Origin of the sequence: Pseudomonas sp. MIS38 (genome assembly GCF_019891575.1) — a bacterium.
GTDB classification, from domain to species: domain Bacteria; phylum Pseudomonadota; class Gammaproteobacteria; order Pseudomonadales; family Pseudomonadaceae; genus Aquipseudomonas; species Aquipseudomonas putida_A.
Map to the genome: position 1 here is coordinate 1 of NZ_JAFLXF010000013.1, position 22,605 is coordinate 22,605.

Annotated in this window: 24 protein-coding genes; 12 read left to right on the forward strand and 12 right to left on the reverse strand. The window is 61.1% G+C overall.

Annotation, left to right across the window (positions count from 1 at the left end):
* Positions 1–394 precede the first annotated feature (394 nt).
* A complete protein-coding gene (locus J1G18_RS15915) occupies positions 395–1,174 on the reverse strand; it encodes a helix-turn-helix transcriptional regulator (protein WP_223008045.1) in 780 nt (259 codons plus the stop codon).
* 111 nt (positions 1,175–1,285) lie between these two features.
* Between J1G18_RS15915 and J1G18_RS15920 the strand changes: the two genes are divergently transcribed.
* Together J1G18_RS15920 and J1G18_RS15925 are read left to right on the forward strand one after the other, a co-directional pair.
* The gene (locus J1G18_RS15920; protein ID WP_223008046.1) at positions 1,286–2,401 is read left to right on the forward strand and encodes a polyamine ABC transporter substrate-binding protein; all 1,116 of its coding nucleotides are present in this window, start codon (positions 1,286–1,288) and stop codon (positions 2,399–2,401) included.
* A 163-nt stretch (positions 2,402–2,564) separates the two neighbouring features.
* Complete coding sequence (locus J1G18_RS15925) at positions 2,565–3,683, forward strand: P1 family peptidase (RefSeq protein ID WP_223008047.1); 1,119 nt, start codon at positions 2,565–2,567, stop codon at positions 3,681–3,683.
* Positions 3,684–3,776: 93 nt separating this feature from the next.
* Here J1G18_RS15925 and J1G18_RS15930 read toward each other — a convergent pair whose 3' ends face one another.
* A complete protein-coding gene (locus J1G18_RS15930; protein WP_098968187.1) occupies positions 3,777–4,364 on the reverse strand; it encodes an NAD(P)H-dependent oxidoreductase in 588 nt (195 codons plus the stop codon).
* Between the two features lie 86 nt (positions 4,365–4,450).
* Between J1G18_RS15930 and J1G18_RS15935 the strand changes: the two genes are divergently transcribed.
* The gene (locus tag J1G18_RS15935) at positions 4,451–5,089 is read left to right on the forward strand and encodes a TetR/AcrR family transcriptional regulator (RefSeq protein ID WP_027614716.1); all 639 of its coding nucleotides are present in this window, start codon (positions 4,451–4,453) and stop codon (positions 5,087–5,089) included.
* Between the two features lie 199 nt (positions 5,090–5,288).
* On the opposite strand, the gene J1G18_RS15940 is transcribed toward J1G18_RS15935, so the two are convergent.
* Complete coding sequence (locus J1G18_RS15940) at positions 5,289–5,975, reverse strand: GNAT family N-acetyltransferase (protein WP_223008048.1); 687 nt, start codon at positions 5,973–5,975, stop codon at positions 5,289–5,291.
* A 194-nt stretch (positions 5,976–6,169) separates the two neighbouring features.
* On the opposite strand from J1G18_RS15940, the gene J1G18_RS15945 reads away from it, so the two are divergent.
* Positions 6,170–6,493 (forward strand): YXWGXW repeat-containing protein, encoded by a 324-nt coding sequence (locus J1G18_RS15945; protein WP_223008049.1) that lies wholly within the window; start codon positions 6,170–6,172, stop codon positions 6,491–6,493.
* A gap of 41 nt (positions 6,494–6,534) precedes the next feature.
* Positions 6,535–6,747, forward strand: a complete 213-nt coding sequence (locus J1G18_RS15950; protein WP_027614713.1) for a YXWGXW repeat-containing protein — start codon at positions 6,535–6,537, stop codon at positions 6,745–6,747.
* A 15-nt stretch (positions 6,748–6,762) separates the two neighbouring features.
* Here the strand turns inward: J1G18_RS15950 and J1G18_RS15955 are convergent, their stop codons facing one another.
* Positions 6,763–7,323 carry a YceI family protein gene (locus J1G18_RS15955; protein WP_134786027.1) on the reverse strand — a complete coding sequence of 187 codons (561 nt, stop codon included), beginning with the start codon at positions 7,321–7,323 and terminating at the stop codon, positions 6,763–6,765.
* A 98-nt stretch (positions 7,324–7,421) separates the two neighbouring features.
* Entirely contained in the window at positions 7,422–8,780 is a 1,359-nt protein-coding gene (locus tag J1G18_RS15960; RefSeq protein ID WP_027614711.1) for an MATE family efflux transporter, read from the reverse strand.
* A 126-nt stretch (positions 8,781–8,906) separates the two neighbouring features.
* Here J1G18_RS15960 and J1G18_RS15965 point away from each other — a divergent pair, with 126 nt between their 5' ends.
* The 3 genes from J1G18_RS15965 to J1G18_RS15975 all read left to right on the forward strand — a co-directional run bounded on the left by J1G18_RS15965 (position 8,907) and on the right by J1G18_RS15975 (position 11,911).
* A complete protein-coding gene (locus J1G18_RS15965) occupies positions 8,907–9,476 on the forward strand; it encodes a chorismate mutase (protein WP_210557714.1) in 570 nt (189 codons plus the stop codon).
* A gap of 124 nt (positions 9,477–9,600) precedes the next feature.
* Positions 9,601–10,041 carry a phage infection protein gene (locus tag J1G18_RS15970; protein ID WP_223008050.1) on the forward strand — a complete coding sequence of 147 codons (441 nt, stop codon included), beginning with the start codon at positions 9,601–9,603 and terminating at the stop codon, positions 10,039–10,041.
* A 226-nt stretch (positions 10,042–10,267) separates the two neighbouring features.
* Positions 10,268–11,911, forward strand: a complete 1,644-nt coding sequence (locus J1G18_RS15975; RefSeq protein WP_223008051.1) for a diguanylate cyclase — start codon at positions 10,268–10,270, stop codon at positions 11,909–11,911.
* 63 nt (positions 11,912–11,974) lie between these two features.
* Here the strand turns inward: J1G18_RS15975 and J1G18_RS15980 are convergent, their stop codons facing one another.
* Positions 11,975–12,361: a c-type cytochrome gene (locus J1G18_RS15980; RefSeq protein ID WP_027614707.1), complete on the reverse strand. Its 387-nt coding sequence runs from the start codon at positions 12,359–12,361 to the stop codon at positions 11,975–11,977.
* Between the two features lie 64 nt (positions 12,362–12,425).
* Positions 12,426–13,757: a PLP-dependent aminotransferase family protein gene (locus tag J1G18_RS15985; protein ID WP_096795617.1), complete on the reverse strand. Its 1,332-nt coding sequence runs from the start codon at positions 13,755–13,757 to the stop codon at positions 12,426–12,428.
* 88 nt (positions 13,758–13,845) lie between these two features.
* On the opposite strand from J1G18_RS15985, the gene J1G18_RS15990 reads away from it, so the two are divergent.
* Positions 13,846–14,739 carry a DMT family transporter gene (locus tag J1G18_RS15990; protein ID WP_096795618.1) on the forward strand — a complete coding sequence of 298 codons (894 nt, stop codon included), beginning with the start codon at positions 13,846–13,848 and terminating at the stop codon, positions 14,737–14,739.
* A gap of 111 nt (positions 14,740–14,850) precedes the next feature.
* On the opposite strand, the gene J1G18_RS15995 is transcribed toward J1G18_RS15990, so the two are convergent.
* Positions 14,851–16,296, reverse strand: a complete 1,446-nt coding sequence (locus J1G18_RS15995) for a SulP family inorganic anion transporter (RefSeq protein ID WP_223008052.1) — start codon at positions 16,294–16,296, stop codon at positions 14,851–14,853.
* A 156-nt stretch (positions 16,297–16,452) separates the two neighbouring features.
* Here J1G18_RS15995 and J1G18_RS16000 point away from each other — a divergent pair, with 156 nt between their 5' ends.
* Entirely contained in the window at positions 16,453–16,743 is a 291-nt protein-coding gene (locus tag J1G18_RS16000; protein WP_223008053.1) for a hypothetical protein, read from the forward strand.
* A gap of 82 nt (positions 16,744–16,825) precedes the next feature.
* Positions 16,826–17,371: a hypothetical protein gene (locus J1G18_RS16005; RefSeq protein ID WP_027614702.1), complete on the forward strand. Its 546-nt coding sequence runs from the start codon at positions 16,826–16,828 to the stop codon at positions 17,369–17,371.
* A gap of 41 nt (positions 17,372–17,412) precedes the next feature.
* Here J1G18_RS16005 and J1G18_RS16010 read toward each other — a convergent pair whose 3' ends face one another.
* Complete coding sequence (locus J1G18_RS16010; protein ID WP_223008054.1) at positions 17,413–18,048, reverse strand: hypothetical protein; 636 nt, start codon at positions 18,046–18,048, stop codon at positions 17,413–17,415.
* Between the two features lie 241 nt (positions 18,049–18,289).
* Here J1G18_RS16010 and J1G18_RS16015 point away from each other — a divergent pair, with 241 nt between their 5' ends.
* The gene (locus tag J1G18_RS16015) at positions 18,290–18,931 is read left to right on the forward strand and encodes a TetR/AcrR family transcriptional regulator (RefSeq protein ID WP_223008055.1); all 642 of its coding nucleotides are present in this window, start codon (positions 18,290–18,292) and stop codon (positions 18,929–18,931) included.
* A 4-nt stretch (positions 18,932–18,935) separates the two neighbouring features.
* Here J1G18_RS16015 and J1G18_RS16020 read toward each other — a convergent pair whose 3' ends face one another.
* The 3 genes from J1G18_RS16020 to ggt all read right to left on the reverse strand — a co-directional run bounded on the left by J1G18_RS16020 (position 18,936) and on the right by ggt (position 22,599).
* Complete coding sequence (locus J1G18_RS16020; RefSeq protein ID WP_223008056.1) at positions 18,936–19,949, reverse strand: lysozyme inhibitor LprI family protein; 1,014 nt, start codon at positions 19,947–19,949, stop codon at positions 18,936–18,938.
* Between the two features lie 322 nt (positions 19,950–20,271).
* Complete coding sequence (locus J1G18_RS16025; RefSeq protein WP_223008057.1) at positions 20,272–20,805, reverse strand: cysteine hydrolase family protein; 534 nt, start codon at positions 20,803–20,805, stop codon at positions 20,272–20,274.
* 66 nt (positions 20,806–20,871) lie between these two features.
* Positions 20,872–22,599: a gamma-glutamyltransferase gene (gene ggt / locus J1G18_RS16030; protein WP_223008058.1), complete on the reverse strand. Its 1,728-nt coding sequence runs from the start codon at positions 22,597–22,599 to the stop codon at positions 20,872–20,874.
* Positions 22,600–22,605: the final 6 nt, after the last annotated feature.

Consider the following 22,605-nt stretch of genomic DNA (forward strand, 5'->3'; position numbering starts at 1 on the left):
AAGCCGGCGGATTCTGGCGTACGCGTAGGTAACGGCGCAAGGCGTTGTAGCCGTTATGGCGTAACGGTTCGTGTACTTTAAACGTGGTTGCGGGGTTATGTTTATGTGCGGGGTTTGCTCTGTTGTTTTGATTTTGTCTGGTAGGCCGCTTTCGCGAGCAAGCCCGCTCCCACAGTTGGAATGAGTGCATTCAGGTGGGAGGTTGGTCGGTTGGCAGGCCGCCATCGCTGGTAAGCCCGCTCCCACAATTTGACTGAGTGCATTCAGTTTGGGATTGGTTGGCTGGTGAGCCGCCTTCGCCAGCAGGCTGGCCCTTACAGTTGTATTGGGTGTATTCATTTGGGGATTGGTTGGCTGTAAGGGCGTCATTGCTGGCAAGCCAGTTCCCACAGGTTCAGGCAGTCGGTGGGCGCAACACCAGCGCAAACAGCTCGCCATGCCCGTTCACATTGAGCTTGTGATAGAGATTGCGCCGATGCACTTTCACCGTCTCCGGCGAGATGCCCATCTGCTGGGCGATGGCCTTGCTGGAAAAGCCCTGCAGAATCAGCCGCGCGGTGTCGACTTCACGGGTGGTCAGGCGCGCATCGAAGCGATCGAGCAGCGTTGCCAGATCCCCCGCCACCGGCTCGGCGCCCGTCCCTTGTGGCGGCAACAGCTGCACGTGTCGGCGCATCGCCGCCAGCACCCAGTCGCGCACACACAGCAGACGGCCCTGCTCGGCCAGATCGAAAGCCGTCGAGCGTCCGAGTGACAGGCCAAGCACGCCGCCCTCGATGTTGATCATGAACTGCAACTCGTCCTCACCGACCACCGAGCGAAAATAGCTCTGGTAATACTCGCTGTGCAGAAACTGGTCCGGCGCCACCGAGGCCAGGCTGTGCAAGCCGTCGGCGATGCCGGTCGAGGCGGTTTGATAGAACGGATCAAGCAGGTACATCCCGGCGCTGTAGCTGGCCAGTTCTTCCTGTTCATCGGCGCGGCCCTTGCTGTCGAAGTCGATCAGCAATTGCGGTGCCTGCCCCGCCTTCATCAACGCCACCAGCGCGTTGTCCAGCGGCACCAGCAGGCGCAGCGTGTCGACCAACGCGCGCCAGAAAGCGTCCTGGCCGACGGCGGTAAACACCCGCGCCAGACTTTGGTGCACCGGCAACTCCTGCAACAACGCGTCCACGCTCTACCCCTTTTGAGTAACCCATGATGGGAATGGGTCAGGCGTGCCCGCCCGGATAGGCTGAGCACTCCTGTCAATCACCGGCCTGCCGCAGGCCAGGAGTGCCGCATCATGCGTTGTCGTCGTGGCTATATCAACCGGGGCATCAACCTTGGCCTGCTCGCCTGTTTTGGCGTCGCATCCGCCGCCAGTGCCGCCGATGCGCCGAGCGTGCACGTTTACAACTGGTACGACTACATCGGCCCCACGACGTTGGCTGACTTCAAGCGCGACAGCGGCATTCAACCGGTTTACGACACCTTCGACAGCGCCGAAGTGCTCGAAGGCAAACTGCTGACCAGCCGCAGCGGTTACGACGTGGTGGTGGCGAGCAACTTCAGCCTGCCGACGCTGATCAAGGCCGGCGCCCTCGCCCCGCTGCCTCGCGATCAACTGCCGGGCTGGAACAATCTGGACAGCGATCTGCTGAGCAAACTGGCCAACAACGATCCCGGCAATCAATACGCCGTGCCTTATCTGTGGGGCACCAACGGCATCGGCTACAACGTCGACAAAGTGCGCGCCGCACTCGGCGACAAGGCGCCGCTGGATTCGTGGGATCTGGTGTTCAAGGAAGAGAACCTCGCCAAGCTTGGCCAGTGCGGGGTGGCGATGCTTGATTCGCCGTCGGAGATGCTCCCGGTCGCCCTGCACTACTTGGGCTTGCCGCCCAACAGCACCAACCCCGAGGACTATCAGAAAGCCGAAGCGCTGCTGCTCAAATTGCGCCCGCACATTGCCTACTTCAACTCGTCGAAATTCATCAGTGACCTGTCCAACGGCAACATTTGTGTGGCGGTGGGCTGGTCCGGGGCGATGCTCGAAGCCAAGACCAACGCCGAGCAGGCGCACAACGGCGTGAAGATCGCCTACAGCCTGCCCAAGGAAGGCGCGCCGGTGTGGTTCGACACGCTGGTGCTGCTCAAGGACGCGCCGAACCGCGCTCAGGGTCTGGCGTTCATCGACTACCTGCTGCGCCCGGAAGTGATCGCGCCGGTCAGTGATCACCTGTCGTACCCCAACGGCAACCGCGCCGCGACGCCACTGGTGGCTGCGGCCACCCGGGATAACCCGGCGGTGTATCCGTCGGCCGCGGCGATGGCCACGTTGTACACCCTGGAACCGCTGCCCAAAGCCACCGAACGCGTGCGTACGCGGGTGTGGAGCAAGGTCAAGAACGGCCAGTAACCCCAACACATTTCCCTGTGGGAGCGAGCTTGCTCGCGAATGCGTCGGGTCAGTCAACATCTCCTTTGAATGACACACCGCCTTCGCGGGCAAGCCACGCTCCCACAGGGTTTTGTGTTCAGTCCCGCTCATTCATTTCTGCCTTTTTATAGAGAGACATCCCATGAAACCTCGTGCCCGTGACCTCAACATCCGCATCGGCCAACTGCAACCCGGCCCGCTCAACGCCATCACCGACGTCCCCGGCGTGCGCGTCGGCCACAGTAACGTGCGTGGCCGCAGCGACAGCGGACGGGACATCTGCACCGGCGTCACAGTGATCGAACCGCGCCGCGGCTCGACCAACCAGCAACCGTGCTTCGCCGGGGTGCATGTGCTCAATGGCAATGGCGATGCCACCGGCCTTGAGTGGATTCGCGAGGCCGGGCTGCTGACCAGTCCCATCGCCTTCACCAACACCCACAGTCTTGGCGTGGTGCGCGATGCGTTGATTGCGCTGGATCGTCAGCAGCAACCGGACGACGGGCGCCTCTACTGGAACATGCCGGCGGTGCTGGAAACTTTCGATGGCTTGCTCAACGACATTAATGGTTTTCACGTAAAGCCCGAGCATGTCGCCGAGGCGCTGAGCTCAGCGCATGACGGCGCAGTAGAAGAAGGCGCCGTTGGTGGCGGCAGCGGCATGATCTGCCATGAATTCAAGGGCGGCATCGGCAGCGCGTCACGCCGTTTGAGCAGCGCTCAGGGCGGTTGGACGGTGGGCGCGATCGTCCAGGCCAACCACGGCATTCGCAGCGAGTTGCGGGTCGACGGTTATCCGGTGGGCCGTTACATGGAACAGGTGGATTCGCCGTTCCTGCGGGCTTCGCTGCCGCATCCGGGCATGGGTTCGATCGTGGTCTGCCTGGCCACCGACGCACCGCTGCTGCCGCATCAATGCACGCGCCTGGCACAGCGCGCCAGCCTCGGTCTGGCGCGCAGCGGCGGCGGTAACGAAGACCACAGCGGCGACATTTTCATTGCCTTTGCCACCGGCAACGAGCAGGTGCCATCCGCCGCTTACGAGGGTAAAGGCGCGCCAACCTGCAACGGCTTGCGCATGGTCAACAACGACCACATCAGCGAGCTGTTCCTCGCGGCTACCGAGGCGGTCGAAGAAGCGATCATCAACGCCCTGCTCGCCAGCGAGAGCACCGCGGGCAACGGGCATGCAGTGCCTGGGCTGGATAAGGAAACTCTGCTCGCCGCCCTCGCCAAGGCCGGCTGGCCCGGCGCCCGCTGACCTGTAGGAGCTGCGGCACGCTGCGATCCTTTGATCTTGCTTTAAAAAAATCAAAAGATCGCAGTCTTCGGCAGCTCCTACAGGAGGTGCGACTCAGGTGAACATCTGGGCGCCGATATGTCGCGCCGTTTGCAGATGCTCCTGCGGATCACGCACCTCCGACTCCACCATCAGCGTCGAGCTGACCACCGTCGCCCCGCTGTAATCGAAAATCCCGTGTTCGATCTGCGCCTTCATCGCCGGGCCATAACCGTGACGTTCGTAGGCGCGTTCATCGGCCCCCGCAAGCCCGACCAGATGCACGCGCAGGCGCTGCAGCTTCTTCACATGCTTGAGGTCGCCAGCGAAATCAAACGCCCAGCCGTTGCTGAACACCCGATCAATCCAACCCTTGAGCAACGCCGGCATCGACCACCAGTACACCGGGAATACCAGCACCAGAGCGTCGGCCCGATCAATCCGTGCCTGTTCCGCCAATACGTCGGCTGGCGGCCGCGCCTCACGGTGATGCACGGCGAAATCCGCTGCGCCGAACACCGGCTGAAATCCCTCGGCGTAAAGATCGGCGATTTCCCGGGTATTGGCAGGGTTGGCGCTTGTCAGGCCCTCGGCAATCTGCGTTGCCACGCTGTGGGTCAGCGAACGCGGTTCGTGATGCGCCACAACAATCAATGCGTGCATGGTCATTCTCCTGTAAGTTTGCGCTGACCAAGGGCTATGTACTCTTGGTAAGTTACGAACAGTAAGTTACGTTTGGTATATAACCGATGTCAACCACAGAAATGACCGAAGCCGACTCCCCTGCCCAGCCGCGACGTCGCCTGTCGCGCGAAGATCGCAACCGCCAGTTGCTCGACGTCGCCTGGCAGATCATTCGGGCCGAGGGCACCGATGCCCTGACCCTGGGTTATCTGGCGGACAAGGCAGGGGTGACCAAACCGGTGGTCTACGACCACTTCACCACTCGCTCGGGCTTGCTCGCGGCGCTTTACCGGGACTTCGATACGCGCCAGACTGCGGTGATGGACGCTGCCATCGACCAGTGCCCGCCAACGCTGATCGACACCGCGACGGTGATCGCCACGGCGTACGTCGATTGCGTGTTATTGCAGGGCAATGAGATTCCGGGGGTGATTGCCGCGCTGGGCAGCACGCCGGAGCTGGAAAAGATCAAGCGCGACTACGAGGCAATCTTCCTCGAAAAGTGCCGCAGTGTGCTGCAACCGCTGGCTGCTGGCGGGGAAATCACCCAGGCCGGTTTGCGCGCGATGCTCGGTGCCGCCGAGGCGTTGTCGAATGCTGCCGCCAGTGCTGAAATCAGTGCCGGGCAAGCGAAGGACGAGTTGATCGCGACCATCATCGCGATGGTGGAACGGGCCGCCGCCCGTGCGACTAGCGGTACTTGAGTCGGCCCCCGCGCGTTCCCATGATGAAGGTACGCGGGCGCTTCACTCCTGAGCGACTGCGTAGGGAACGGGTGTTCTGAACCCCAAATCAAGCCTGTTCCCTGTTTCATGCGCAGCTTGAGCCTCATGGGCTCTACTTCTCCCCATCAAAGAGCCTTGAGGCTCTTTTTTTGTCCGTTTTTTGCGCCGGACTCAGGACTCAGTGCAGCGTCAGGCGCTGACGGACAAATTCTTCGACGTGACGGGTAGTTTGATCCAGATGCCGGTCGCGCTGTTTTTCGGCATCGAGCATCGCGCGCTTGCCGTTTTTCTGCAGCAGGTAGGTGTGGATCTGCTGCACTTCCAGCGAGCGATAGATCGGTGTGGTGTCGATGAAACCGCGCAGGCCATTGCTGCGGTAATGCCGGGTGCTCATCAACACCTGGGTTTCGCGCGCGCCGATCACCTCGAAACCCAGCGCCTCGAAGTACGGCACCTTGCCGACGCTGCAGGTCAGTTCGGCATGCGGATAACGGCTGACCATCTCGCCGATCATCGCCCGCGCCACGCCCTGGCGCCGATAGCCTTCGCGCACGGCCATGTAGGCGACGCTGCAGGCTTCCCAATCGCCTTGCACCGGCAGGTACAAGAGGAAACCTATGACCCGCTCCGGATCGTCCTCGGCCGTCGCTACCAGCAACTCCACCTCGGTGCCCTTCTCGCCATTCAGCGCCTCCAGATACAGATGCACCTCATAGCCGACCGCGTACTGATAGACGTTGTACAGCAGATTGCTCGGGCCAAGACCGACCGCGCTGATGTCGGTCAGGTAATCGACCACCAGTTGCAGAATCTGGCTGTTAACGCTTTCGGGGCATGGGGATTGGTAGTGGGTGATGCGTGGCATGACAACTGAACTCCGGCGGAAAACCGCGACATCATACCGTGTCCCGACGCCTGCCACCGTCGCAGGAAATACCGAAGCAAGCTGACGGTTGACCTGAAGAAAATTTCATCTGCCAAGGCTCGGATCTTTCGCCGATTTAGCGTCCAATTCTTCAGCTGCGTTCACTTTTTTAACGCAGGCCTTGAGGAGTTCACATGAGCGTTTTGCGTTCACTGTTCAAATGGCGGCAAGCCTTGTTGCTGGTGCCGCTGACCCTGGCAGCGCTGGCCAGCACCCCGGTGTTTGCACAACCCCCGGTTTACATTCAGCAGGCACCGCCGCCGATGCGCATGGAAGTGATGCCCGGCCCGCGCCCCGGTTATGTCTGGGATCAGGGCCATTGGCGCTGGGAAGGACGCGGCTACGTGTGGATGCCCGGTCATTGGCAACCGGTGAGGTACGGCGCGCACTGGCGACCAGGCCACTGGCAGGCGCGCGGTCCTAACTGGTACTGGGTCGAAGGCCACTGGGCCCGTTGAACCCGCTCGGCAACAACAACTTATCTACCGGGAAGACCACCATGTCGCGAAACCTGAAAACCCTGCTCGCCGCCTCACTGGTCGCGATCACCCTGTCGGGCTGCATTGTCGAACCGGTACGGCCGCATCGGCCACCGCCGCCGGTGGAAGTCGTGCCGGTCATGCCAGCGCCCGGTTATCACTGGGTCGCCGGTCACTATCGTTGGGATGGACGTGAGTGGCGCTGGGCACCGGGACATTGGCGCGCCTACTGACCTGAGCGGCTGGCGTCACTGCTGTGGCGCCACTACCTTGAACTTGATCGCGATGTCGTTGGACACCACAGTGTCCGTCCACTCCCCCGCCCCGAGTCCGAACTGGTCACGCTTGAGCACCAGCTCACCGTCGAAAATGCCGATCGAACTGTCCGGTTTCAGCTCGACCGGCACCTGCACCTCGCGGGTGATGCCCTTGAGGGTGAGCTGGCCGGCGATCAGATAATGATTGCCCGTGACCCGGGTAAAACGGCTGGACTCGAACACCGCCACGGGAAAGCGCTGCGTATCGAACCACGCCGGTTTCACCAGTTCGGTGTTGGCGTCAGTGCTGCCAGCGTCGATGCTGTTCAGGTCGATGTGCAATGTGGTGTGGGCGCCGGCGAGGTTGTCGCTGTCGAACTGCAGTGTCGCGTCGAACTTGCCGAAGGTGCCGTACATCAGCGAGCCCATCTGGCTGTAGGTGAAACTGATCTGGCTGGCGGTGGTGTTGACGCGGTTGTATTCAGCAGCCTGCGCCGCGCTCGTGACGCACAGGCAGGCAAACAGTGCCGCAGCGGTGAATCGGGCACGCATGGGATTCTCCGGACAGGGCAAACCTTCGAGGCCTCGACTGACTTAAGCAAACAACCGGCGAATGCGCCATGTCATTTGTCTGCCGGTGTGGCTCGGGCTCAGACCAGCCGCTCGATCTTCTGATGCTGCCAGACCAGTTTGTAATACAGCGTCTGCAACACCAGCATGCCCAGATACGCCACCGGGAACGCCATCCAAACGCCCTGCAAACCGTACTGACCGTCCAGCCAGTAAGCTGCCGGCAACTGCACGCCGACCACGCAGACAATCGCAATAATCACCGGCACCAGCACCGTTCCGCTGGCGCGCATGATGCCGCCGATGATCGCCTGGAAGCCGAACACCAACAGGCTCCACAACATGATGTGCAGCAAGTGCTCAGCCATCGCCCGGGTCGAATCTTCGGTCAGGAACAGTCCCAGCAACCAGTGCGACAACAGGTAACCGAGCACAATCAAACCGCCGGTCAGGCACACGTTGATCAACAGCCCGGTGCGCAGGATCGCTGCCAGGCGTTGCAGTTGCCCGGCACCAATGGCCTGGGCGCCAAGGATCGAGGCGGTGATGGCAATCGACAGCGCCGGAAACTGCACGTAGTTGACGATCTGCGTCACCGCGCCATAGGCCGCTGTCGCCTGCGAGCCGTGCTGGTTGACCAGCGCCAGAATCACCAGCTCCGACAGCGACAACACAATCATCTGCACCCCGGTCGGCAGGCCGATGCGCAGCACCTTGCCGAGAATCGCCGCGTCCAGGCGCAGTGCCGCGAAGAACTCGCGGTCCGGCGCCAGCGGATGGTCCTTGCGAATCAGCCGCCACGCCAGCCACGTCATGGCCGACAGGTTACCGGCCAGACCGGCGAAGGCGGCACTCTGAATGCCCAACTGTGGCAGACCGAACCAGCCACGAATCAACGCCGGGGTCAGCGCCAGCCCGACCGAGGTCGACACGATCAGCGCCAACAGTGGCGACACGGTGTCGCTGACTCCGCGCAGCAATTGCGTGAACAGCACAAACACCAGCATCGACGGCAGAATCCACATCATCACATGCGCATACGCCACTGCGTCGTCCAGTACATCCGCCGGCGTTCCTAACCCTTGCAATGCCTGACGCGCAAACACGCTGCCGAGTACCGCCGCCAGCAAACCGATCAACACCCCCAGCAACAGCGTTGCCCCGGCGATCGCCTTGACCATGTGTGCCTCGCGCGCGCCCCACGCCTGGCCGATCAACACCCCGGCGCCCGCGCCCAGGCCGATCACCAGCGCGATAAAGAAAAAGATCACCGGGAACATCCCCGACACCGCCGCCAGCGCTTGCGTACCGAGCATCTGCCCAATGTAAATGCTGTTGACCGTGCCCGACATCGATTGCAGGAAGTTGGACAACACCATCGGCGCAAGGAACAGCAGGTAGGTTTGCCAGAGCGGTTTGATGGTGCTGGGGGTTTGCATTGAGGATCGTTCTCGGGGTGGGAGATGCGAGGGATATTACGCTAGATGGACGGGATAAAGTCGGTCGACATCGCCTCTGCTCAAGGCTTAAATGTCGGCACTATTTTTTGTGGAACGCGCCTGCCCATGACTCCGTTGCGAAATGCTCTGACCTGTTCCCTGCTGGTTCTGTTCAGCCACGCTGCCGGCGCCGCCGAGCCCCCTGTTTCCTCCGAATCGTTGCGTCCGTTGCTGACAACCTTGAACGAACGCCTGAACATCGGCGACCTCGTCGCCCTGACCAAATGGGACAGTGGCAAGCCGATTCAGGACAGCCCGCGCGAAGCCCAGGTCATCGCCAATGCCCGCACCCTGGCGACCGAACACCAGCTCGACCCCGAAGAAGTCGCCCAGTTGATCGCTGCACAAATGGAGGCAAACAAACTGGTGCAGTACGGATTGCTCGCGCAATGGCAAGCGGCTGGTGCGGCGCCGGACACCCCGCGACCGGATCTGGCCGGGCAGATTCGTCCGCGCCTGGACGAGCTGCAAACCCGCCTGCTGCGCCAGTACGCCGACTTCGCGCCGCATCGCCGCGACCCGAATTGCCCGGTCTGGCTGGCCAAGGCCCGGCAGGGCCTGACACACGACGCACTGCATGATCTGGCCCTGACCCGCGCCACCGGAGAACTATGCATTCGGGCGCAGAAGCTCTGAATCCGGACTTGCGGCATACATCGCTGGCGTCGATAGTCACCATCACGCCAATGAAGTTCTCATAAAAAATCCGCGGCGTAACATCAGCTCCATACCAACCCAATACACCCCGGAGCACACGATCATGAAACGCCAAACCATCCTCGGCATCGCTTTCTCGGTTCTTGCAGTTAACGCTTTTGCAGCAACACCCGTTCACACTTTGGTCGCTGAAGGCGGCTCGGACAAGTTGATTGAAAGCCGTCTGGCTGAAGGTGGTTCTGATCGTTTGCTGGAGCGCCGTGTTGCCGAAGGTGGCTCGGATCGTCTGCTGGAGCGCCGCGTCGCTGAAGGTGGTTCGGATCGTCTGCAAGAACGCCGTGTCGCTGAAGGTGGCTCGGATCGTCTGCTGGAGCGCCGCGTCGCTGAAGGTGGTTCGGATCGTCTGCAGGAACGCCGCGTCGCTGAAGGTGGTTCGGATCGTCTGCAGGAACGCCGCGTCGCTGAAGGTGGTTCGGATCGTCTGCAAGAACGCCGTGTCGCTGAAGGTGGTTCGGATCGTCTGATCGAAAGCCGCAATGCATAAAACAACGGCTCTAAAGCAGTCAAAGAAGCCCGGCCTGATCAGCCGGGCTTTTGCATTTCGTCGTTTGCTGGCGTGGTTCTTTTCAACAACCCGCGTCAGAAAGGATCTTGCCTTGTAGGGCATTGGCGAAACTTCCGACGGTGCTTATCCGAAGCGACCGACTGGCAGCCCGACGCTTAATGCGCATACCATGCGGCCACAACGTCCAAACAGAATTTGCCTGCCCATGCTCAAAGCCAGTCTGCGAAGTCACCTGACCCTCTGGTTCGCCGGTTTGTCCCTGCTGACCCTGGCGATCGTCGGCTTCTATGTCGGGCATATCGCCACCGAACAGATGAAACAGGTCAGCGGCAATTCACTGCTCAATACCGCGCGTTCTGCGGCAACGTTGCTCGGTGACCAATTACGCGAGCGCCAGCTGGAGGTCTACCTGCTCAGCCGTGCGCCGCATCTGGAACGCGGCGACCTCGACAACCCGGCGATTCTCAAATCGATGCAACTGCGCACCCAGGCCCGGGCCGAGTATGCGTGGATGGGCGTGACCGATGCCGATGGCCATGTGCATCAAGCGGTGAATAATTTGCTGGTCGGGCAATCGGTGCAGCAACGGCCATGGTTCCAGGCTGGCCTGCGGGGTGAGTACACCGGTGACCCGCACGAAGCGGTGTTGCTGGCCAAACTGCTGCCGGGAACGCCCAACGGCGAACCGCTGCGTTTCATCGACTTCGCCGCCCCGATCCGCAACGCCGACGGCCAGGTGATTGGCGTGCTGGGCGCGCACGCGCACTGGAGCTGGGTGACGCGTATCGTCGAATCGGCAGCGTTCTCGCATAAAAATGCGTCGCCGGATATCGAAGCGCTGATCATCGATCACGACGGCAAGGTGCTGTACCCGGAAGCCCTGATGGGCCAGCAACTGGCGGTGAATGATTCGAAGTCGCCGGGCTGGTCGGTCGGCAACGGTTACCTGACCAGCATGGTCACCGTACCGACGCCTTCGAGTACGGCGTTGTCCTGGTCGATTGCCGTGCGCCAGCCACTGGACACCGCTCTGGAGCCGGCGCGCCTGCTGCTCTATAAATTGTTGCTGCTGGGTGTGGCCGCCGCCGTGGCATTCGGGCTGGTGGCGTACTATCTGGCGCAGTATCTGAGCCGGCCGATCGAGCAACTCGCGCACTCGGCCAAACAGGTGCAGAACCAACAGCCCGGCGCACACTTCCCGCTGCAGCACCCGGTGCGGGAAATCGCCCAGCTTGGGCAGTCGATCGACGCCATGACCCGGTCGCTGCTGGCCAAGGAGCGCGAACTGCAGGAAGCCAACGCCTCGCTGGAAGCCACCGTCGCCCAGCGCACCGCGGCACTGATGCAGGCCAATGCCGAACTGTTGAACCTGGCGACCCACGACGCCCTGACCGGCGTCTACAACCGTCGCCGCTTCGATGAAAAACTCAGCGAATACAGTCTGCTGTTCCGCCGCACCGGGCGACCGTTTGCCCTGCTGCTGATCGACGCCGATCACTTCAAGCGTATCAACGACACCTACGGCCACGCGATTGGCGACGACGTGTTGCAGCAATTGGCGCAGCTCATTCAGGTCAGCGTGCGCGCCACAGACTTCGTCGCCCGTTATGGCGGCGAGGAATTCGCCGTACTGCTGCCGGAAGTCGCCCAGCCTGATACTCCAGAGATGGTCGCCGAAAAGATCCGTGTCGCCGTGGCCCAGGCGCACTTTCCCGAGATCGGACAGGTCACGGTGAGCATTGGCGTCGCGCTGGCCGACCCGGCGGACAACAGCCACACGATGCTGATCAAACGTGCCGACCAGCAGCTGTATCAGGCGAAAGCGGCGGGCCGTAATCAGGTGGCTTGATCAGCCCTCTTTGACTTCGCAAATGCCGTTGGCCTGGTTTGCCGGGCCGGCCGAGCAAAATCTTTAATTGGAGAACTGCTGCAGATACGCCAGCAAATTATCGATCTTCTCCTCGTCACTCAGCCCCCAGAAAATCATTCGTGTGCCCGGCACCACGCCCTTTGGATCTTTCAGATACGCAGTCAGCGTTTCGCGGTCCCAGGTCTTGCCCGAATTTTTCATCGCCTCGGAATACACGTAATTGGCCGAGGTTCCGGCCGCTCGACCGATGATGCCGTTGAGTTGCGGGCCGAACCCCGGGCGCGCATCCGGGCCAACCTGGTGGCAGCCGCCGCACAGGCGCGGGAAGATCTTTTCGCCGGCCTGCGGATCGCCTGCAGCGCGGGTGGTCGAGCTGAACAGTACGGCGGTGGCGGTCAAGGCAAGCAAGAGTGCAACGGTGTTTTTCATCTAGGGTTCCGGAACGGCTTGAATCTGGCTGCGCAAGGGTAACATCTGTCCCTCGGGCCTTGTTTTACAGGTAAGCGGCGATGACCTTCCTGACGGTGGTCAAGGCCTGCCGCAACACATCCATTTCCACCGAACCCAGGGCCAGTCGAATCGCATGCGGCACATGCGCCGATACGGCGAACGGCTCGGCCGTGGTGACCGAAATCTGCTTCTGCATCAGCTCCACCACAATCTGATCGGCACGCACGTCTTCCGGCAAGGGCAGCCACAGGAAATACGAGTTCGGATGGGCGACGCATGGCAACCCTTTGAGCAACTCGGCAGCCAGTGCCTGGCGCGCCTGAGCATCGTGGCGTTTTTGCGCTTCCAGTTCGATCACGGTGCCGTCGTCGAGCCAGCCGCAGACGATCGCGGTCATCAGTCCCGGGGTGTTCCAGGTGGTTGCGCGAATCACCCGCTCCAGTGCCGGAACGTGGGCCGCAGGCGCAGCAATGAAACCGACGCGCAGGCCGGTGGCGATGTTCTTCGAAAGGCCCGAAACGTAGACCGTGCGCTCAGGCGCCAGGTCGATCAGAGGACGCGGCGGGTCTTCCACCAGAAAAGCGTAGGCCGCGTCTTCGATAAGGGTCAGATCATGCCGCCGCGCGATGGCAGCCAATTCTTCGCGCTGCTCGATAGGCATCACCCAACCAAGCGGGTTGTGCAGGGTCGGCATGCTGTACACCGCACGCACCGAGCGACTGCGGCAGAGTTTTTCCAGCGCGGCCAGATCCGGCCCCTGCTCGTTGACCGGGATCGCCACCACTTCCAGATGCAACGCCTCGGCCAGCACTTTGAACCCGGAATAGGTCAGCGCATCGGCGGCGATCACATCGCCGGGCTTGAGCAACGCCATCAGCGTCACCGCCAGCCCCTGCTGGGCGCCGTTGACCAGCAGTACTTGTTCGGCGTCGACGTTGACACCGCGACTGAGCAAATGGCGCGCGACCGAAGCCCGTTCGTGGGCCCGGCCGGCATGGGGCTGATAGCGCAACAACGCTTCCAGATCTCCCGACAACGCCAACTGGCGCAGTGCGGTGCGCAACAATTGCGTCTGACCGGGCAAGGACGGGTAGTTGAAATTGAGGTCGATCATGCCGACGGCCACGTCTTTCTGGTCGATGCCCTGCCCCGGCGACAACGAGGTTTCGCGCACGAAGGTGCCGCGCCCGGTTTCGCCGCTGACCAGCCCCATGGCTTCGAGTTCGGCGTACACCCGCGAGGCCGTGACCAGCGCCAGGCCTTCCTGCGTGGCCAGTTGCCGGTGCGTCGGCAGACGGGTGCCGGGCGCCAGACGTCCGGTGCGAATGTCGGCGGCGTAAGTGTCGACGAGGGTCTTGTAGCGAGAGCGGGACATGTCGGGATGTATCCATGACAATTTTTTGATTGTCCTGATTCTCAATCATAGGATTCTCTCAAAGCAACCCACAATGAGTGTGAATCGTATGGAACGGACTTCAAACGTGAGCAACCCGGCACTGGAAAAAACCAGCGGCTGGATCAACGGCTTTATTGGCGTGGTGTGCTTCAGCGGCTCGCTGCCGGCGACGCGCCTGGCCGTGCTGGAGTTTGACCCGGTGTTTCTCACCGTCGCGCGCGCCGCCATTGCCGGCGTCCTGGCCGTTGCCCTGTTGTGGTTGTTCCGTGAACGGCGACCGTCCAGGGATCAGTGGTTTTCGTTGTTGATCGTGGCATTGGGCGTCGTGCTCGGTTTCCCGCTGCTGACGGCGTTGGCATTGCAGCACGTGACATCGGCGCATTCGATCGTCTTTGTCGGCTTGCTGCCATTGGCCACTGCGCTGTTTGGCGTGTTGCGCGGTGGCGAGCGTCCGCGCCCGGTATTCTGGTTCTTCTCGATCCTCGGCAGTGCTCTGGTGGTGGGGTTCGCCTTGTCACAGGGATTGTCCGCCTCGCCCACCGGTGACCTGCTGATGCTCGCCTCGATTCTGGTCTGTGGTCTGGGTTATGCCGAAGGCGCAAAACTGTCGCGCACCCTGGGTGGCTGGCAGGTGATCTGTTGGGCGCTGGTCTTGTCGCTGCCCCCGATGGCAATTGCGAGCCTGTGGCTGGCCCCACCATCCTTCAGCGGCATCAGCGTGTCGGCATGGGTCTGTCTGGGCTACGTTTCGCTGTTCAGCATGCTGATCGCGTTCGTGTTCTGGTATCGCGGTCTGGCCCAGGGCGGGATTGCCGCGGTTGGTCAACTGCAGTTGCTGCAACCGTTTTTCGGCCTGGCGCTGGCAGCGACGTTGCTGCATGAGCAGGTCAGCATCGGCATGCTGGTGGTGACGGTGGGCGTGATTCTTTGTGTGGCCGGGGCGAAGAAGTTCTCCCGATAGTGATCTTTGGCATCGCCTCTGTGGGAGCGGGCTTGCTCGAAGGCGTAGTGGCAGTCGATACCGTTTCACCGACATACCGCCTTCGCGAGCAAGCCGCGCCCACAACTGCACTCAGTGGTGTTCGACGCCGGCGCGTTTCAACAGCTTCTTGCAGCGCTCGGAGAGATGAAACACCTGCAGCTCCTTGCCCGCCTTTTCGTAACGCTCGCGCAGGGTCTTCAACGCGGCAATCGCCGAGTAATCGACGAAGCTCAAATGCCGGCAATCGAGAGTCACTCGTGCTGGGTCATTGGCCGGGTCGAACTGGTTGAGGAACGGCGTGGTCGAGGCGAAAAACAGTGTGCCGTGCAGGCGGTAGAGTTTGCTGCCGTCGGCTTCCAGATGCTCATCGGCGTACAACTCGCGGGCCTGCTGCCAGGCAAAGTTCAGCGCGGCAATGATGATCCCGCAGAGCACGGCGGTGGCCAGATCGGTGAACACGGTGATAGTGGTCACGGCGATGATCACCAGTACATCGTTGAGCGGCACTTTGTTCAACACCCGCAACGAGGCCCAGGCGAAGGTCTGCTGCGAGACCACGAACATCACGCCCACCAATGCCGCCAGCGGAATACGCTCAATCAGCGGCGACAGAAACAGGATGAACAGCAGAATCAGCACCCCCGCCACCACCCCGGACAAACGCCCGCGGCCGCCGGAGCTGAGGTTGATCACGGTCTGGCCGATCATCGCGCAACCGCCCATGCCACCGAATGCGCCGGAGACCACGTTCGCCGCGCCCAGCGCCACGCACTCGCGATCCGGGTAGCCGCGGGTTTCGGTGATTTCGTCGGTAAGGTTCAGGGTCAGCAGGGTTTCCAGCAGACCGACCAGCGCCATCAGAATCGCGTACGGGGCGATGATGCGCAGGGTTTCCAGCGTCCACGGGATGTCAGGCAGCGCGAAAGTCGGCAGACCGCCGGCGATGTGCGCCATGTCGCCAAGGGTGCGCGTCGGCAGACCGAACAGGTAGACCAGCAGGCCCACGCCGAGGATCGCCACCAATGCCGGCGGCACCGCGCGGGTCAGGCGCGGCAGGATGTAGACGATGGCCATGGTCAGCAGCACCAGCCCGGTCATCAGGTACAGCGGCGTGCCGCTGAGCCAATGTTCACCGCTCTTGAAATGCTCCAGTTGCGCCAGTGCAATGATGATTGCCAGGCCGTTGACGAAACCGAGCATCACCGGATGCGGCACCATGCGCACCAGTTTGCCCAGGCGCAACAAGCCGAACGCCATCATGATCAAACCGCCGAGCAACACCGTCGCCAGCAAGTACTGCACGCCGTGCTGCACCACCAGCGCCACGATCACCACCGCCATCGAACCCGCCGCCCCGGAGACCATTCCCGGCCGGCCGCCGAACAACGCAGTCAGCGTACAAATGATGAAGGCGCCGTACAGGCCCATCAGCGGGTTGAGGTGAGCCACCAGCGCGAACGCAATGCATTCGGGCAACAGGGCAAACGAGGTGGTGAGTCCGGCCAGGACATCGGCGCGCAGACGTTTCGGTTTCATGGCTTACCTGACTGAGCGGCCAACGAGGGTGGCCGCGGATGTTCGCGAAAATGAGGGGTGCGGATGTTACGGAATAGTTCGGAATCGGGCCAGTGATCGCTGACACCCGTCGACGCGCGATTTATCCTGACGCGCTTCTGCCCATCGAGTACGACCATGACTGCATTGCTGACCGCCCGCGACGTTTGCCAGCGCTTGCGCGAGGCTGCGCTGGGCGTGCTGATGTTCAATAGATCCGAGACGCCCGCTGATACCGGACTGGTTACGGTCGATATCGAGGGCTGGCGCCTGTTGCTGGATTTTGAGGGTGGGCGCTTGCATCAATGTGAACAGTGCCGCTGCCCGGATGGCCGCGAATGGCAATTCAACAGCCGTTACGGCACCGACCCGGTGAATCTGCTCAGTACCTGGGAACTGGCGCAGATCGAGAATCTGTTGAAGCTCTGAGCGCTTCACGGTGAAGTCGGTTGCCCAATGATGGCACTCTGCCCATAATTCGCTCCCCTTATTCCTCACGCAAGGAAACGCCGTGAAAAAGTCTCTGTTGTTGATCCCGATGCTGGCAGTGCTGCTGCAAGGTTGTGGCATGACCATGACCCGCTATGAGCCGAGCTTCGAAAACGTTCAGAAGCTCAAGCAGACTCCGCCCCTGCAGGCGATCAGCAATCCTCAGGTAACTGCCGAGTCTGGCGAAGGTTCGCTGACTGTGCGGGCCAACCCGGTGCGCTCGCCATCCGGCAGCATCCCGGCGCATATCCAGGACGCGATCACCGAAGAACTGCGCAAGGCCGGTCTGCTTGATCCGCAGGCTCAGCGTCAGTTGAAAGTGCTGGTGGTGAAGAACAACCTGTCGGCCGGCATGGGCACAGGCGAAGGCCAACTCGCGGCACGCTTCACCCTGCTCAATGGCCAGAACGTGGTTTACGACGCGACCAAGCATGTCAGCAGCCAGTGGAGCAGCAGCTTCTTTGGTTTCATCGCGATTCCGAACGCGGTCAACGCCTACAACCCGATGCTGCGTGACTTGCTGAAAGAACTGTACAGCGATCCTCAGTTCATCCAGGCCCTGAAGTAAGGGCGAAAAAAGAGCCGCGATTGCGGCTCTTTTTTTTGCCATCAGGCCCGTGGAGTGCGGGGCTCGAGTGCCGAGTATTTCAGGTTGTTGTTGTCGATCATCTGCTTGAGCAGCGCATTGACCTGACGGGCGAAGGTGTCGTTGACCGCCGCCTTCGGAGTGTTGCCCATCAGCGGAATGAACCAGATGCCGATCCAGGTAACGACCGCATCATGGTTGCTCGCGGTGGTCAGGGCCTGACCCGTTCCGTCCACGGCTTCGAGGCTCATGGTGTACTGATCGGTGCCGTATGCCGGGATCACCCCCAGGCTGAAACCACTGATGAAGCCCAGCACCATCGAACCGGCATTCGGCGGATGGTTGTACATTTTCAGACGCAGGCTGTAGTCGCCCGGTTGCTTCTGGAACTCGTCCAGGGTGACACGGCCGAACAGGCCCGAATCGGTCAGAATCTTTTGCAGCTCAGGCTTGAGCTGATCACGCGCCTGCGGCACTTCTACGGCCGAAGCGCTTTTCGGCTCGCCCTGATAGAAGTCGAAGTCCACATAGACATTGGGTTTGTTGGCGTAGCTGGCCATCGATGGCAGTTTGACCGGCGCCACTTCGTCTTTGGTGAAACTGGCACAGCCACCGAGCGCAAGCACCAGGCCCAGCGCAAGGATTTTCCCGAATTGCATGTTGTCTTCCCTATGTGAACCGAGCCAAATGATAGCAATGAGCCTCCATTGCGGAGGCGTGGCGGATTCTAGAGAGAGCGCTCGCTTGAGGAAAGACTGAATCAGGAAATTTACACAAAAATATCCGCTCAGCCCTGTCGCAAGTGGAACAGTTAGCTGGCTTCGACGCTATATAGTTTTGTATATTGCGAAACCGAAATTGCCCGTATCTGCCCATGCCTTCTATTCACACCGTGTTCCCATGAGCGCCATCCGCGTACGCAACGAGCAACTGATCCTCGCCGCCGCCAGCGAAGAGTTCGCCGCCAACGGCTTTGACGCGACCCAGACCCGCGACATCGCCGCCCGCGCCGGCGTGCCCAAGGCCAACCTGTATTACTACTTCCAGACCAAGGAAAACCTGTACTCGAAAGTCCTCCTGGGGTTTGTCGAACCGCTGCTGGAAGCCTCGGCAGCGTTGCGCGAAAGCGATGACCCGCTGATCGGCCTGCGCGCCTACATCGCCGCACGCATCCGCATCGCCCGCGAACACCCGGCGATTGCCAGGGTATTCAGCGGCGAGCTGCTGCTCGGCGGGCGCCAGTTGCCAGACGAATGCCGCGACCTGTTGCACGCCGAAGCCCGACGCAACGTCGAGTGCCTGCGCAGCTGGATCGAACGCGGCCTGCTGGCCCCGGTGGACCCGGAACACCTGATGCTGTTCATCTGGTCGGCGACCCGCACCTACACCAACATTGGCTGGCAAATGGGCTGCATCACCGGGCGCGAAGTGCCGCAGGATGAGGATTACGCGACGGCAGCCGAGACCATTACGCGGTTGGTGCTGGAGGGCGTCGTGGCCCCGCGGGTTGGGGAGATTCGTGGGGTTTTGTTTGCGACTTGAATAGTCAGGGCATGAAATCCAGCGGCACCGTTGTTTCACCCGACCTGCGCTGATACCAGGCCTGCATGACGTCGGGTAAACGCGTCTTCCATTGCGGCGCGTTGCTGTAGTAACGGACATGAGGTTTTCCCTGACCATCGTAGGCCATCACCATGACCCAAAACCGGCTATCAGGCGTGCTCATGAACATGGCGGTAGCGCCCAGACCTCGCATCCACATCTCGACGATCTGACTACCCGGCACATCGACACTGGGATCGCCTGTCATCATCGAGCCAGAAAACTCTACCAACGATTGATAATCCGCCTTGAGTAGCGAGCGCAATGTCTGGTCCTCCTCCAGCGAACGGGCCAACCCGAGGCTGAGCAAGTCGTAATCAAGCTTCAAAGGCTGATCGGAAGCCACATAACGACCCGCGTAAAAGACACCCATTCCCCCGCCGCAGTCGGCATCCGCACCGTCCTGCGATACATTGAGTATCCCGTTGATCGCAGTAAAACGCAGCGCACATTGTCCCTCGGCGTAATCGGCCTGTTTCCCCTTCAACAAGGCGACACCGCTTAGATCGCCAGAGTTGCCGCCCTCCTGTGCCGAAATGTCGAACGTGATATGCGCCGTGTCACGCCGTTTGGTTGTTATTTCTGAAGCTGTCGCCGGGCCGGTGGGAATCAGCTGCCACGTAGCGTCCCAATTGAAAGGCCTGGACGCGTAATCAAGTTCGGCAATTCGCATCAGATACTCCCGACGCAGACAGGCTATCCGTTGGGCGCAGCCGTTTCGACTCTTCAGCCATTGCCGCTGATCAGTCTTCAGCGCTTTGGGATCAGCCACGCTAGCCAACGTCTGCGACCACAGCACACCCAGCCTTTCATCAAGGCTTGAGATGTAGGGATCAGTGCAGATGGTTTTTTCAGTCGGACTGGTAGCGCTGGCGCAATCGAAACTGCTGGCGTGTACAGCTGGAATAAACGTCAGGGACGCCAGCAGAAAAGCGTGGCGGAGTTTGAAAGACAACATCGACAGATTCCATTCTTCGGGGCGCGGGATTATGCCAGTGAAGTGTGGTCAGTGCTGCCGTCTTCGCGAGGACGCCCGCTCCAACAGGGATTTTTTGCTGTACATGGAATCTGTGAACACCATCAATCATTGTAGGAGCCAGCCTGCTGGCGATTGGGTTGGCACAGCTTGCATCTTCATTGACAGATCTATCGCCATCGCTGGCAAGCCAGCTCCCACAATGATCTGTGTTGTTCAAAGACTTTGTGATCCATGCCAAACCCTGTGGGAGCTGGCTTGCCAGCGATGAGGCCAGTAAGACCGACAGAGGAATTTTCGGGCCTCAGAAAATGATCTCGGCTGCAGGTTTAACATCGATGCGACCGGTAGCGCCGGTCAGGTGCGCCAGATCCTTGTTGTGTTCGGCGATGATGTCTTCGGCGCTCATGGTGCCGTTGTCGAGGGTGGAATGGGCGTCTGCCACAAGCACCACGTCGTAACCCAACTGATGAGCCTTGCGCACGGTGGCGTTGACGCAGTAGTCGGTCTGCAGGCCGCAAATGATCAGGCGTTCGAAGTCTTCGCTGGGCAGCAGTTTGCCCAGCTCGGTCTGATAGAACGAATCCGGGGTGGTTTTACCTACGCGCAGGTCTTCGGCGGTCGTCAGCAATCCGGCGGCGAGTTGCCAGCCTTCGGCCCCATGGGCCAGCGGGCTGTCCTTTTCCTCATGCTGAATCAGCACTACCGGCACACCCGCCTCACGCGCACGCGTGCTGAGCTGGTTAATGGTGTCGATCACACGGTGGATGTCGAAGCACTGATACTCGCCTGAGCAGAGAGCCTGTTGGACGTCGATGATCAGCAATGCAGTAGACATGATGAGTCTTCCTTGATCGATCCTTGAAACAGGGGCGGACCTGAGCCCACCCCGTTTTTACGCCTCTTAGTAACCCAATGACAACCCGGTATTGCGCCGTGGATCGTTGGCCCCGTAGAAACGGTTCTTGCCCACGGGTTTACCGCCCAGCGACGGCGCGCCGACCAAGATCGCGGCGATGTGGTTGGCATCCTGCGGCCCGGCGAACTTGTGGCCCCAGCTCTCGAGGATCTTCTTCGTATCCGGGCTGGCGGCGAAGTCTTCGAGGTTGGTTTCTTCCGGCATCCATTGCTGGTGGAAGCGTGGCGCGTCGACCGCTTCCTGCAGGCCCATGCCGTAGTCGATGACGTTGAGCATGGTCAGCAAGGTCGCGGTGATGATGCGGCTGCCACCCGGCGTACCAACCACCATCACCACTTTGCCGTCCTTGGTGACGATGGTCGGGCTCATCGACGACAGCGGGGTTTTGCCCGGGGCGATGGCGTTGGCCTCGCCCTGCACCAGACCGTACATGTTCGGCACACCGACCTTGGAGGTGAAGTCGTCCATCTCGTCGTTGAGGATCACACCGGTCTTGCTCGCCATCACCCCGGCGCCGAACCAGTCGTTGAGGGTGTAAGTCACCGACACCGCGTTGCCCCACTTGTCGACAATCGAATAGTGCGTGGTGTTGTTGCCTTCATGCGGCGCGACGCCGGGTTTCAGCTCGGCGGAGATCCCGGCCTTCTGCGGCTGGATCGCGTTGCGCAGCTTGGTCGCGTAGTTCTTGTCCAGCAGATGCTCGATCGGGTTCTTCACAAAATCCGGGTCACCCAGATAGCTGTTGCGGTCCACGTAAGCGTGACGCATCGCTTCGATCTGGTAGTGCATGCCTTGGGCCAAATGGAAGCCCAGATCCTTCATCGGATAGCCTTCAAGAATGTTCATGATCTCGCAGATCACCACCCCGCCGGAGCTTGGCGGTGGCGCCGAGACCACATGGTAGCCACGGTAATCGCACTCCACCGGGGCCAGTTCGCGGGTCTTGTATTTGTCGAGGTCGGCCTGGGTGATGATGCCCTTGTTGGCCTGACTGGACGTAACGATGGCGTCGGCCACCCAGCCTTTATAGAAACCGTCAGCGCCTTTTTCGGAAATGGTGCGCAGGGTCTTCGCCAGATCCTTCTGCACCAGCTTCTGCCCGACCTGCATCGGCTCGCCGTTGTGCAGGAAGATCGAGCCGGAATCACGCATGTCCTTTTTGAACACATCGGTGGCGTAGTCCAACAGATCGACGTCGCCCTGCTCCAGCTCGAAGCCGTCTTCCGCCAGTTTGATCGCCGGGGCGATCATGTCCTTGCGCGGTTTGGTGCCGTACTTGCTCAGCGCCAGCTCCATGCCCGACACGGTGCCCGGCACCGCCACGGCGAGGTGACCACGAGTGCTCAGATCCGGGACGACGTTGCCGTCCTTGTCCAGGTACATGTTGGCCGTCGCCGCCAGCGGGGCTTTTTCGCGGAAGTCGAGGAACGTCTTGCGCCCGTCCGCCAGTTGAATGGTCATGAAACCGCCACCGCCGAGGTTGCCTGCGGCGGGATACACCACCGCCAGCGCATAGCCCACAGCGACCGCCGCATCCACCGCATTACCGCCGTTTTTCAACACATCGACACCGACATGCGAGGCCAGGTGTTGAGCGGTGACCACCATGCCGTTTTCGGCGGCAACCGGTGCTACGGAAGCGGCGTGGGCCATGAGGCAGCTCAGTGCCAGTGACGTCGCAATCAGCGTTTTGACCAAAGGTTCGTACTTCATGAGTCG

Bases quoted from the DNA above. Each gene is read 5' to 3' on its own strand.
- J1G18_RS15920 (WP_223008046.1), top strand. From the start codon at position 1,286: ATGCGTTGTCGTCGTGGCTATATCAACCGGGGCATCAACCTTGGCCTG.
- J1G18_RS15925 (WP_223008047.1), top strand. From the start codon at position 2,565: ATGAAACCTCGTGCCCGTGACCTCAACATCCGCATCGGCCAACTGCAA.
- J1G18_RS15930 (WP_098968187.1), bottom strand. From the start codon at position 4,364: ATGCACGCATTGATTGTTGTGGCGCATCACGAACCGCGTTCGCTGACC.
- J1G18_RS15935 (WP_027614716.1), top strand. From the start codon at position 4,451: ATGTCAACCACAGAAATGACCGAAGCCGACTCCCCTGCCCAGCCGCGA.
- J1G18_RS15940 (WP_223008048.1), bottom strand. From the start codon at position 5,975: ATGCCACGCATCACCCACTACCAATCCCCATGCCCCGAAAGCGTTAAC.
- J1G18_RS15945 (WP_223008049.1), top strand. From the start codon at position 6,170: ATGAGCGTTTTGCGTTCACTGTTCAAATGGCGGCAAGCCTTGTTGCTG.
- J1G18_RS15950 (WP_027614713.1), top strand. From the start codon at position 6,535: ATGTCGCGAAACCTGAAAACCCTGCTCGCCGCCTCACTGGTCGCGATC.
- J1G18_RS15955 (WP_134786027.1), bottom strand. From the start codon at position 7,323: ATGCGTGCCCGATTCACCGCTGCGGCACTGTTTGCCTGCCTGTGCGTC.
- J1G18_RS15960 (WP_027614711.1), bottom strand. From the start codon at position 8,780: ATGCAAACCCCCAGCACCATCAAACCGCTCTGGCAAACCTACCTGCTG.
- J1G18_RS15965 (WP_210557714.1), top strand. From the start codon at position 8,907: ATGACTCCGTTGCGAAATGCTCTGACCTGTTCCCTGCTGGTTCTGTTC.
- J1G18_RS15970 (WP_223008050.1), top strand. From the start codon at position 9,601: ATGAAACGCCAAACCATCCTCGGCATCGCTTTCTCGGTTCTTGCAGTT.
- J1G18_RS15975 (WP_223008051.1), top strand. From the start codon at position 10,268: ATGCTCAAAGCCAGTCTGCGAAGTCACCTGACCCTCTGGTTCGCCGGT.
- J1G18_RS15980 (WP_027614707.1), bottom strand. From the start codon at position 12,361: ATGAAAAACACCGTTGCACTCTTGCTTGCCTTGACCGCCACCGCCGTA.
- J1G18_RS15985 (WP_096795617.1), bottom strand. From the start codon at position 13,757: ATGTCCCGCTCTCGCTACAAGACCCTCGTCGACACTTACGCCGCCGAC.
- J1G18_RS15990 (WP_096795618.1), top strand. From the start codon at position 13,846: ATGGAACGGACTTCAAACGTGAGCAACCCGGCACTGGAAAAAACCAGC.
- J1G18_RS15995 (WP_223008052.1), bottom strand. From the start codon at position 16,296: ATGAAACCGAAACGTCTGCGCGCCGATGTCCTGGCCGGACTCACCACC.
- J1G18_RS16000 (WP_223008053.1), top strand. From the start codon at position 16,453: ATGACTGCATTGCTGACCGCCCGCGACGTTTGCCAGCGCTTGCGCGAG.
- J1G18_RS16010 (WP_223008054.1), bottom strand. From the start codon at position 18,048: ATGCAATTCGGGAAAATCCTTGCGCTGGGCCTGGTGCTTGCGCTCGGT.
- J1G18_RS16015 (WP_223008055.1), top strand. From the start codon at position 18,290: ATGAGCGCCATCCGCGTACGCAACGAGCAACTGATCCTCGCCGCCGCC.
- J1G18_RS16020 (WP_223008056.1), bottom strand. From the start codon at position 19,949: ATGTTGTCTTTCAAACTCCGCCACGCTTTTCTGCTGGCGTCCCTGACG.
- J1G18_RS16025 (WP_223008057.1), bottom strand. From the start codon at position 20,805: ATGTCTACTGCATTGCTGATCATCGACGTCCAACAGGCTCTCTGCTCA.
- ggt (WP_223008058.1), bottom strand. From the start codon at position 22,599: ATGAAGTACGAACCTTTGGTCAAAACGCTGATTGCGACGTCACTGGCA.